This is a genomic window from Streptomyces sp. DvalAA-14 (assembly GCF_900091855.1).
Taxonomy (GTDB): Bacteria; Actinomycetota; Actinomycetes; order Streptomycetales; family Streptomycetaceae; genus Actinacidiphila.
The window spans coordinates 1-9,417 of the sequence record NZ_FMCH01000033.1; the positions used below are offsets into that span (position 1 = coordinate 1).

Below are 9,417 nucleotides of genomic sequence, written 5' to 3' on the forward strand. Positions count from 1 at the left end.
GACAGCCCAAAGCCCCCGAAGAGTGGGGCCAGTTGGCGCATGGGCAGGTTCGTTCGCCAGTAGGCCGCGACCAGCAGTCCCGGTCTTCCAGCGCCAGGCTCCATGGTCAGCCCCTGCGGACTGCTTCCGCACCCTCGCGTCGCAGAATCGTCACCAGCTTCCCGAATTGCCGTGGGCTCAGCCCGGTGAACGGGGCTGTCCAGGACGGCTGGCTTGGCCCGGCGCTGCGACGGTGACGGATGTGGGGAGTGGTCTGCCCACGGACACACGGTCGACTTCTGTCAGGTTGACCTTTCCGGCTTCCACCCCACGATTGCTCTGCATGTGGCTCTGCACGACCCGGCCCGCGTCCTGCGCGAAGTCGAGGCCAAGCGGAGCATCCTGGCCCGTCACGCCCGCGACCCCTGGCCACACCACGACCTGCGTGACCTTGCTTCGCCTTACACCGGTCATCCTGACTTCCCCGCCCGGGCCTGAAGCAGCGCAGCGACGATCCGAGCACCCAACGAGGCTCCGAGCCTCGCCCAGCGAAGTCATTTACGGGACAGCTCTCAGGAGTACTTCTGAAGGATCTGCGTAGCGATTTCTCGGATGCGCTCGCGCGCTTCTGCGGGGCCGGTGACGGTGACGCTGTTGCCGAACTGCAGCAGCAGGCGAACGTCCTCCACGTCCCGAGCGGTGACCGTGATGCCTACTCGTTGCGTTCCTGCGGTGTCCCGAATGGTCAAGCGGCGGCCGAGGATGCGCCTCGCTCGATTGAGTTGGCTCGCGTCGAGTTCGGCGTGGATCTGGAAGGCTTCCGCGTTGTCCCAGTGTGCCGTCAGGTCGCTTGCGACGCTTTCCAGGGTCGCGTCCGGACGCATGCGACGAGCTGCCCGAACCGGCTCCCAGCCGACGATCCGTTCCAGCGCGTGAAGTCGAGGACGGCCCGCGGAGTCTGCCACGAGATACCACCTCCCGGCTTTGGCCAGTAGCCCATACGGGTCTATGACCCGCCAGGTGGCCTCGATGTCCTCGGATCGGCGGTAGCAGATACGCAACCGCACACCTCGCCGCAGGTCACCCACCAGAGCTGCCGGAGGCAGTCCCTCGGTGTCGCCGGAGAACCACGGTCTGTTGTCGGCGGTCACGACCGCGCTCAAGGGCAGCACATCGGTGTTCGACAGGCGCAGGGTCGATCGCATCTTCTTGTGCGCGCGCTGGGTGTCGGCCGCGGCTCCCAGTTGTTCGCGCTGCATGTCGTCGAGGCCGTAGAGCGCGAGATGGTCCCGTTCGCCGGGGGTGAGCCGTGACGTGTCGAGCAACCCACCGCAGAGAAGGGTCACCCCGCCCCAACGGCCTCGTCGGATCAGCAGCGGGAAGCCCGCTTCTTGCAGCCACTGCAGATCTCGCAGGACGGTACGGACCGACACACCGACTTGCGCCGCCAGATCGGCGGTCGTCATGGTCTCTCGAGACTGCAGCGCCAGCAGCAGTGAGAAGAAACGATCCGGCGTCACGGGATCAAGGATCTCAGGAAACATGACGGAAGCCGTCATGTATGGCAGGCAAGCTGCGGTCGTCCAGTGAGACCGACCCTCCCGAGGATGTTCAGATGACGGTCCTTCTTGTAGGTGACAGCAATCTCGCTCGCCTGTACGACGAACTCCCCGACTTGGTGCCGCAAGCGTTCGGCGCCGACGTCGAGTGCCGAGCCGCAGGAGGCGCATGGTCCGGATCCCTTCGCCACCAGATCGGCGACCGGACAGTGAGGGACTATGAGGCGGTCGTGGTGTCGATCGGAAGCAGCGACAGCCACCCGCCCTACGGCAGTTCCCCGGCGGCCTTCCGCGAGAACCTGTCCCGTGAGCTGGAGGGCGGAGGACGGTGGATCGCCCTTCTACCGCGTGACCTGCTCCGCGCTTTCGCCCCCTGCACAGCCGACGAGGTCAACCCGCGGATCCGGGGCTACAAGGGGATTCTGGCCGCGTTGGTCACGGCATCCGGCGGCATCGCACTGGATGTAGGGGCGATAACCGGAACACTCGCGCTGGCGGCGTACGACGACGATGGCATCCATCTGACGCGCGGGGCCTACGAGAAGCTGGTGCCCGAGATCGCTGACGCGATCAAGGCGGTCGCACGATGAAGTAGCTCCTCGCAGCATTGGAACGAATCCGTCACGCGCCTCGCTCACTGCGGCGAACGCACCCAAGGTCGTCGCGGCCCTCCAGGCCCTGGCCACACCCTCACGGCTGCTGATCCTGGCCCGCCCGCGCGAAGGCCCCTTGCCCGCCACCGAGCTGGCCGCAGCCGTCGACATGGAGCAGTCCGCCTGCTCCCACCAGCTCCGGCTGCTGCGCACCCTCGGCCTGGTCACCCGGCGTTCGTCGCGGAGGAGGGCCCACAAGACGTTGACACGACGGCGGGCGAGGGCGAGCACTGCCTGGGTGTGGCGCTTGCCCTCGGCCCGTTCGCGGTCGGAGTAACGGCGCGACTCCTCCGAAGCCGGCGAACCGGTCAGGGGTGCCGAAGACGGTCGTGTCGCGGCCAGGAACTCGGCGCCGAGGATGATGCCCAGGCCGGGCATGCTGGTGATCGCTTCGAAGTGGTGGTGGTCGCGGAACCGGGCCTCGATGAGCTTGGCGAGCTGGGCAACCTGCTGATTGAGGGCCATCACCTCCTTCGCCAGCGTGTGCACCATCCGCGCGGTTAGCTTCTCGCCAAGCAGGCTGGTGAGCTGGCGTTCGGCGGCCTGGACGGCGGTCTGGGCAAGTTGATCGGCGTTGCGAACGCTGCGGTTGCGAAGCCAGGTCCTCAGTCGTTTGTTGCCGAGCCGGCGGAGGGCAGCCGGGGTCTGGTAGCCGGTCAGCAGGATGAGGGGGCCGGTGTCGGTGAGGTCGAGTGCCCGCTCCAGGCCGGGGAAGATGCCGGACAGCTGGGCCCGGAGCCGGTTGACGGTGCGGGTGCGGTCAGCGACCAGGTCCGTGCCGCGGCCGGTGAGGATTTTGAGGTCGGTGACGGTTTCGTCGCTGGTACGTATGGGGTGCAGGTCACGTCGGATGCGGACTTGGTCGGCGATGACCGCGGCGTCCTTCGCGTCGGTCTTGCCCTCGCCGCGGTAGCTCTCGGAGGCGCGGCGAATGGCCCGGCCGGGGATGTCGTGAACGGCCTGGTCGTGGTTGAACAGGATGGCGCTGACCAGCGCGGCTCCACCGTCGGCCAGATCGATGCCCCAGGTCACCTCGTCGCCCAAGGCCAGTACGCCAGCCAGGAGTTCAGGGAGTTCGGGCTCGTCGGTGGCGACGCGTCGCGACAGCAGCCGACGGCCGCCCTCGTCGATCGCGACACAGTGGTGGTGGGTCTTGCCTGCGTCGACGCCGGCCCAGATCGCGGCCATCGTGCCTCCGTACGGTGCGGTGTGCTGGTGCCTCCAGACGGACGACGTCGCTGTCGACGCCGGCTGCTGATGTACCGCGCGGCGCGCGCCTATCCGGTGAGCGTCGGCGGGGTGCGGCATGCGGAAGCGTCTCGCCAGGACGGTCCCTGTGCAGGAAGCTCTCTCGCAGGCGGCGGCGTACCGCACTGGCCGCAGTAGCCCTGGCCGCTTTCGCTCTTCCCCTGGCGGCCGGCCCCGCTGCGTCGGACCCAATCGATCACCCCGTCACGAGCGCCCGGCCTCGTTGGTGGTGTTGAGGATGTTCACGTTCCGGAACAGTGCGGAGGGGCACCCGTGGCTGACGGCGGCCACCTGGCCGGGCTGGGCCTTGCCGCAGTTGAAGGCGCCGCCGACACCGCCCAAGGGATTCAGACGCCAGGCGGCTTCCGGTGCGCCCGGCGCAGCGCGTGGCAGCCGACAATCCACGGATGCCCCGGCCCCGAGGGCTGCATCCCCTGCTGAGGGTCTCCCGTCCGGCTGACGCGCCTGGCGGGACGGGACCCTCAGCTACCGGACAGCACACAGGGCGTGCCAGGCGGTGCACGTCATCTCGGGTGGCGGCGCGCAGGTCGGCGTCGCCGGTGGGCGTCCCTGGCCAACTGGTGGCGACGCTGCGGTAGGAGGCCGTCTTCGCGATCAGAACCGTCAGGCGCGGCACTCGCGCCGATGTGGAACCGTCGGCTCGGTTGAGGAGCACGATCGGTCGCGGGTCGCAGCCCGGGAGAGGGCCAGGTGGCCCCCGTTCGTGAGGCCTTGGGACGGCGTCGCCCGTGGAACGGGATCTCCTCGGGAGGTCGGTTCCCCTGCGGGTCGTTCATGGTGACGAGGAGAGTTCGTCCGTTTGGCGCCGAGTTGATCCTCCCCGTTTGCCGACACCGCGTTCAGCTATGCGTGTTCGACGGGTTTTCCCCGGTTTAGGAGCGGGTTTCTCTGGCTGGCGGGGTGTGCTTTTGATCACCCGTGCGTCGCCTGTGGTGGAGATGGGCCGCTCACCGCACCTTCGCTTTAGTGCGTTTTCGGCATACATGTCGATCTAAAATTTGACGAACTCTTGACTCGATTTTAAGAGGGGCATGATTGCCCCCACGCGGTCGAATGACCGCCCGTTTTGTCCGTCTACGCGAGGTGTCTGGCGCGTGTGAAGATTCCCCGGCTTGGGTCGTTGAGAACCCAACTAACCAGGGAGTATTCGTGGTTCGCAGGTGGGGGGTGGTTGTCCGGCGACGTGCGCCGGGCGCCGTGGCAAGGACACCGTCGTCGCGCTGGTTGCGGCGGATTTCAGGCGTGGTGGCGATGGTTGTGACCGTCGGCGCCGCCACGGTGGCGGCCGACGCCGCAGTGGCGGTGGCCGCGGCGCCGCGGCACGCGGCGGCCAAGCCGGCCGCGTCCGCGCCGGTGCTGGGTGCGGCGCAGGCGCAGGATGTGGCGTCGGCGCGGTTGATGGCGCGGTTGCAAGGGCGCCGGATCGAGGCGTTGTCGGAACGGACCCCGGACTCCTCGACGTTCGTGGAGGCCGACGGGTCGCTGACGACCGAGGCCTACGCGGGTCCGGTACGGGTGCGGCAGGCTGACGGCTCGTGGAAGGACGTCGACACCGATCTGGTCGACGCCGGGCCGGACTTCAAGCCGGAGCAGGCGGCGGCCGATGTGGCGGTCTCCGACGGGGGTGACAAGAACCTGGCCTCGGTGACGGACGGGTCGCGGACGTTCGGCCTGCAGTGGTCGAGCACGCTGCCCGCGCCGGTGGTCGACGGGAACACCGCGACCTACGCGATGGGCGGCGGCGCCTCGTTGACGGTGCAGGCCCTGGCGCAGGGTTTCGAGCAGTCGGTGGTGCTGGCCTCCGCGCCGGCCGGGCCGGTGTCGTACCGGATCCCGCTGACGCTCAAGGGTCTGACGCTGACCAAGGACACCGGCACGGGCCAGTTGCTACTGAAGGACACCGCGGGGAAGCTGGTGGCGGCCGCGGCGGCCCCGCACATGTGGGACTCCTCCCTGGACCCGGCGTCGGGTGAGCCGGTCCACCAGGCTGAGGTGTCGACCAGTGTCGAGACGGGTTCCGATGGTTCGACGACGCTGGTGCTGACCCCGGACCCGGCGTTTTTCGCGCAGGATCTGACGTATCCGGTGACGATCGACCCGTCCTCGACGCTGGCGGTCACCACGGACACCTGGGTGCAGACCCCGGATTTCCCGGATTCACAGCTGGGGTCGGAGGAGCTGAAATCGGGCACCTATGACACCGGCACGGATGTGGCCCGCTCGTACCTGAAGTTCGACACGTCGAAGTTCACGGGCAAGCACATCCTGGGCGCGACCATGTCGCTGTACTCGTACTACTCCGCGACCTGCTCCACCACGGGCGCGCCGACCCAGGCCAAGCGGGTCACCTCCGCGCTGGACACCACGTCGATCACCTGGGGTTCGCAGCCCTCAACGACGACGGCGAACCTGGCCACCAACACCGGCCACTGGGGCTACGACTCCTCCTGCCCGGCGAACTGGTCGAACTGGACCCTGACCGGGATGGTCCAGGACTGGGCCAACGGGGCCGCCAACGACGGCATCCAGGTCAGCAGCGCGGACGAGAAGGACCCCACCACCTGGCGCCGGTTCCGCTCGGCCAACTACTCGACCTCCGGGTTCGCACCCAAGCTGGTGGTGAACTACAACTCCAAGCCGGGCACCCCGACCGGGCTGAGCCCGGCAGGCGGCGCGGCCACCAACGACACCACACCCCTGCTGCAGGCCAAGGCGACCGACGCGGACGGCGGCAACGTCACCCTGCACTTCGAGGTGTGGGACTCCGCCGGCACCACGATGAGCAGCAGCGGAAACGCGGCCGCGGTGACGCAGGGCTCCACCGCCTCGTGGACCCCGTCGGCGCTGAAACCGGGCAGCTACGAGTGGCATGTCCAGGCGAGCGACGGAACCGACACCGGCGCCTGGTCGGCATGGAACACACTGACCGTGGACACCACCCCGCCGGGCCTCACCGCGATCTCCTCGTCCGATTTCCCGGCGAACTCCTGGTCCGGCACGCCGGACGCGGACCAGAGCTTCTCGGGCACGTTCACCTTCACACCGCCCACGTCGGACGTGGCCTCGGTGGTGACCAAGCTGGACAGCACCGCGCTGCCGACCCAGGCCACCACCGGCACCCCGGTGACGCAGACCCTCACCTTCGGCCAGGGCAAGCACACCCTCTACGCCACCACCCACGACAAAGCCGGCAACATCTCATCCCTGACGACATACGTCTTCTACGCCGGCTCCGGAACCTCCCTGGACAGCCCGGCCACCGGTGACCGGCCGGCCCGCCGGGTCAGCCTGACCGCGTCCTCCGACACGACCAGGGCATACACGGGGGTGACGTTCCAGTACCGGATCGGCGCCACCGGCACCTGGGTGAATGTGCCCACCGCCGATGTGACCGTCACCGGCACCAAGGCGGCCGTGACCGCCTGGCCGCTGACCGCCCCGTCCGGTGTTCCGCCCGAGCTGACCTGGAACATCACCAACACCATCGCCGTGGACGGCCCGGTCGATGTCCGCGCGGTGTTCACCAACGGCACCGCCACCGGCAACTCCCTGCCCAGCACGGTCACCGTGGACCGCAACGCCGGCCAGGCACCCTCGGTCGACGCGGGTCCCGCGTCGGTGAACGCGCTGACCGGCGACGCCACACTCAGCGCCACCGACGCCTCCGCGTTCGGCATGACGGTCACTCGAACCGCCTCCTCCCGCCGCCCGGCCAACGGCGCGGCACAGGCGGGGCAGGCGGCGATCTTCGGACCGCAGTGGACCGCGGGCACCACAGCCGACATCACCGACTCCGACTGGTCCTACATCCACACGACCTCGTCCACCTCGGTCGCACTGGTCGACGTCGACGGCGATCCGACCGGTTTCACCGTCAAGAACGCGTCGGCCGGGACGTGGACCCCCGAACCGGGGTCGGAGGACCTCACCCTGACCGGCACGATCGGCGGCAGCACACTGACGCTGACCGAGACCGACGGCACCACCACCACGTTCACCAAGCCGTCCGGCGGCACCACCTGGCAGCTGTCCAGCACCAAGCTGCCCACTGACAACTCCACCACCACTGTGGTGCCCGACCCCGCGGCGCCGGCGGGGCAGGCCCGTCCGAAGTACGTCATCGCCCCCACCAGCGCGGTGTCGGCGGCGTCGTGCCAGGCCAGCCCGGCGACCAAGGGCTGCCGGGTGCTGGAATACGTCTACGCCACCACCACCACGGCGGCCGGCACCACCTTCGGCAACATCGCCGGCCAGGTCCAGCAGATCCGCGAGTGGTCCACCGCCCCCGGCGCGTCCGCGTCGACCGGAACCACGGTCGAGCAGTACCTCTACGACAGCTCGGGGCAGCTCCGGCACGCCTGGGACCCAAGGATTAGCCCCAACCTGAAGACGGTCTACACCTACGACTCCTCCGGGCGGGTCGCGACGGTTGCCGACCCGGGACAGCTGCCCTGGACGTTCACCTACGACCAGGTCGGCACCGCCGCCACCGCCGGCCCCGGCATGCTGGTCTCGGCCTCGCGGCCGACCCTGGCGCCGGGCACCGCGAGTACGACCAACGGCACCGCGACCACCAGCCTCGTCTACAACGTGCTTCTGTCCGGCTCGGGCGCGCCCAATTCCATGACGTCCAACGATGTCAGGACCTGGGGGCAGACGGACGTCCCCGCGGATGCCACCGCGGTCATCCCGCCCGCCGTGGGCACCGAGACGGCACCCGCCTCGCACGACGGCGGCACCCTGTCCGCCGCAGAGTACCTGCGGGCGACCGTCACCTACACCGACGCCTCCGGGCGTGAGGTCAACACCGCCACCCCGGGTGGGCACATCACCACCACCGAGTACGACCAGTACGGCAACACCGTCCGGGAACTGACCGCGGCCAACCGCGAACTCACCCTGGCCGCCGGTGGTGCGGGACTGGCCGAGCAGCGGCAGCTCGAGATCCAGGACAAGACCCCTGCCGAGCGCGCGGAGCTGCTGTCCACCACCTCGACCTACAACACCACCAGCGTCGCGGCGGACGCGGGAACGGACAAGGACACCGACCCCGCCAACGCAGGTCAGCGAGAGCTGGAGGAGTACGGGCCGCTGCACACCGTCGTCCTCGCCTCCACCGCCCACGCGGCAGCCGGCGGCACCGACGCAACAGCCGGAACTCCCGTCCCCGCCCGCCAGCACACCGTGACTGCCTACGACCAGGGCCGTCCCACCGACGGCACCGCCACCGCCTCCAACCAGGCCACCACCGTCACCACGGGGGCCCGCGTCTTCCAGAACGGCGACGACGACGCCTACCCCACCGACACCGACCAGCGGACCTCCACCACCGGCTACGACTGGGTGAAGGGTCTGCCCACCAGGACGGTGACCGACCCGTCGGGGCTGGATCTGGTCAAGACCACCGCCTACGACTCGCAGGGCCGCGTCACCAAGACCACGCTGCCCAAGTCCACCGGCACCGACGCGGGCGCCACGGTGACCACGTACTGGTCCGCGACCGGCACCGGAGCCTGCAACGGCCGCCCCGAATGGGCCGACCTGGTCTGCTCCACCGGCCCCGCGGGCGCCATCACCGGTGGCGGCTCCAACCCGACCCAGCTGCCCACCTCGACCACCACCTACGACGTGTGGGGCAACACCGCCACCGTCACCGACACCGCGAACGGTGTCACCCGCACCACGACCACCACCTACGACGGCGCCGGGCGCGCCCTCACCACCTCGGTGACCGGCGGAACGGGCACCGCCGTCCCCGACACCAGCACCACCTACGACCAGACCAACGGCCAGGTCGCCACCACCACCTCCGGCGGCCACACCATCACCCAGGCCTACGACGCCCTGGGCCGCCAGATCAGCTACAACGACGGCGCCGGCAACACCGCCACCACCACCTACGACGCGCTGAACCGGCCCACCAGGACCGCCGACTCCGCGCCGTCGACCACCACCTA

The 9,417-nt window shown here is 69.3% G+C and carries 4 protein-coding genes and 3 pseudogenes; 3 read left to right on the forward strand and 4 right to left on the reverse strand.

Annotated elements, in window-relative coordinates:
* Nucleotides 1-241, reverse strand: a pseudogene (locus GA0115240_RS01870) (transposase family protein); the annotation flags it as partial.
* On the opposite strand from GA0115240_RS01870, the gene GA0115240_RS37795 reads away from it, so the two are divergent.
* The gene (locus GA0115240_RS37795) at nt 214-477 is read left to right on the forward strand and encodes a DUF6221 family protein (protein ID WP_237554531.1); all 264 of its coding nucleotides are present in this window, start codon (nt 214-216) and stop codon (nt 475-477) included. The pseudogene GA0115240_RS01870 and the gene GA0115240_RS37795 sit on opposite strands and share 28 nt — an antisense overlap.
* 74 nt (nt 478-551) lie before the next feature.
* Here GA0115240_RS37795 and GA0115240_RS01880 read toward each other — a convergent pair whose 3' ends face one another.
* Nucleotides 552-1,538, reverse strand: coding sequence for a helix-turn-helix transcriptional regulator (locus GA0115240_RS01880; protein WP_237554532.1), 987 nt, complete (start codon nt 1,536-1,538; stop codon nt 552-554).
* 606 nt (nt 1,539-2,144) lie between these two features.
* On the opposite strand from GA0115240_RS01880, the pseudogene GA0115240_RS01885 reads away from it, so the two are divergent.
* A pseudogene (locus tag GA0115240_RS01885) lies at nt 2,145-2,357 on the forward strand (ArsR family transcriptional regulator); the annotation flags it as partial.
* 11 nt (nt 2,358-2,368) lie between these two features.
* Here the strand turns inward: GA0115240_RS01885 and GA0115240_RS01890 are convergent.
* A pseudogene (locus GA0115240_RS01890) lies at nt 2,369-3,379 on the reverse strand (IS110 family transposase); the annotation flags it as partial.
* 264 nt (nt 3,380-3,643) lie between these two features.
* Complete coding sequence (locus tag GA0115240_RS36555) at nt 3,644-3,781, reverse strand: hypothetical protein (RefSeq protein ID WP_176724963.1); 138 nt, start codon at nt 3,779-3,781, stop codon at nt 3,644-3,646.
* A gap of 930 nt (nt 3,782-4,711) precedes the next feature.
* On the opposite strand from GA0115240_RS36555, the gene GA0115240_RS38985 reads away from it, so the two are divergent.
* Nucleotides 4,712-9,417, forward strand: a 4,706-nt coding sequence (locus GA0115240_RS38985; protein WP_272919853.1) for a DNRLRE domain-containing protein, incomplete at its 3' end; no start/stop codon positions are given.

Coding starts and splice junctions, on each gene's coding strand:
- GA0115240_RS01880 (WP_237554532.1), bottom strand. CDS start 1,538: ATGACGGCTTCCGTCATGTTTCCTGAGATCCTTGATCCCGTGACGCCG.